This window comes from Phaeobacter sp. 11ANDIMAR09 (assembly GCF_001294455.1).
Lineage (GTDB): Bacteria > Pseudomonadota > Alphaproteobacteria > Rhodobacterales > Rhodobacteraceae > Pseudophaeobacter.
The window spans coordinates 1-1,484 of record NZ_LIKT01000083.1 but is presented as its reverse complement, the minus strand read 5'-3'; the positions used below and the strand labels follow the sequence as shown (position 1 = coordinate 1,484).

The following is a 1,484-nucleotide window of genomic DNA, read 5'->3' as shown; positions in this document are numbered from 1 at the left end:
GTGAATATGGTATTGCGGCTTGATGGCCTGACCCATGTTACGATTGACTGCGTGTCATTGTGTTGACGTGTCGACCGTCAAGTCGCCCCGGCAACGGGCGAGATGTGACCTCATAGGAGCCTGACGGGGACGCCCCATCACAGTCCTGTCCCCTCGGATCAGTGCCTGGGCATTCTGCACAGCGAGGGCACTATGAAGACCACACATCCAGTAATCATCGGCATCGACACTCACAAAGCAACCCATGTTGCCGTCGCTATTGATACGCAAGGCACTCGGTTGGCCGCCCTGACCATTCCGGCAAATCCGAAGGGGTATATGGAGTTGGAACGTTGGTCGCGGTCTCATGGTAAGGTTCTTGCATTTGGAATTGAAGGAACTGGCTCGTATGGCGCTGGCCTGTCACGGTCTTTGCTCTCCCAGGGACACAACGTGGTTGAGGTCACGCGACCAAATCGTCAGCTGCGATACACGCAGGGTAAGACAGACAGTTTGGACGCAGAAGGGGCTGCACGATCCGTTCTTTCTGGGCAGGCAACGGCGCGCCCAAAGACGCAAACGGGTTCATCCGAGATGATCAGACATTTGAAGATTGCGAGAAATACAGCCGTTAAATCGCGCTCACAGGCGATGGTGACCTTGAAGACACTGATCATTAACGCGCCTGCCGAGCTGCGCGACGCGCTGGACCAAATCCGAGGGAAAGTTGCGCTGATCCGGCATATTGCTGCGTTCAGGCCTGGCGATATCGATACCACTCTTGCCTCAGCAAAAACGGCCATGAGGGCATTGGCACGCCGCTGGTTGTGGCTGCACGAAGAGATCACCACACATGATTACGAATTGGAACGACTTGTAACTGAACGCGCACCGGGTCTGATGGTCTCCCATGGTATTGCAACATTGACCATTGCTGAGATGTTGATCCTCATTGGCGACGATCCAACACGCATTCGCTCGGAAGCAGCCTTTGCAAAGCTCTGCGGAGTTTGTCCCATTCCTGCGTCCAGCGGCAAAACCCTCCGATTCCGTTTGAACCGAGGCGGCAATCGGCAAGCAAACGCAGCACTCTATCGTGTGGCCATTGTCAGGATGCGCAGCCACGAACCAACGCTTGCCTATGTCAAGAAACGCACGAAAGACGGAAAGAGTAAAAGCGAGATCATTCGATGCCTCAAACGCTACATCGTCCGTGAAATCTACAGCCACCTCTGTGTCCCAAAAACAGCCGAAATCGCTGCTTGACGAATATAGGAGCTTCAATTCCATGGTTGAAACGTTCTTCAAATCCATCAAGGCTGAGCTGATGTGGCGAAACAAGTGGGACACACGTCGTCAGGCAGAGGGCGCGATATTCCAGTATATCAATGGGTTCTACAATTCGCGCCGCCGTCACTCATCGCTGGGTGGCAAAAGCCCCTTGGCTTTTGAGCGAAAGGCCGCATAAATGAGTTAAGAGACCGGAACGTAAGCGTGACAAGACC

1 protein-coding gene and 1 pseudogene are annotated in these 1,484 nt (G+C 54.0%); both read left to right on the top strand.

The genetic code is table 11. The features are described from left to right. Window positions 1-192 precede the first annotated feature (192 nt). Window positions 193-1,245 (top strand): IS110 family transposase, encoded by a 1,053-nt coding sequence (locus tag AN476_RS22195; RefSeq protein WP_054463928.1) that lies wholly within the window; start codon window positions 193-195, stop codon window positions 1,243-1,245. Between the two features lie 16 nt (window positions 1,246-1,261). Continuing rightward, a pseudogene (locus AN476_RS22190) lies at window positions 1,262-1,447 on the top strand (IS3 family transposase); the annotation flags it as partial. Window positions 1,448-1,484 lie beyond the last annotated feature (37 nt).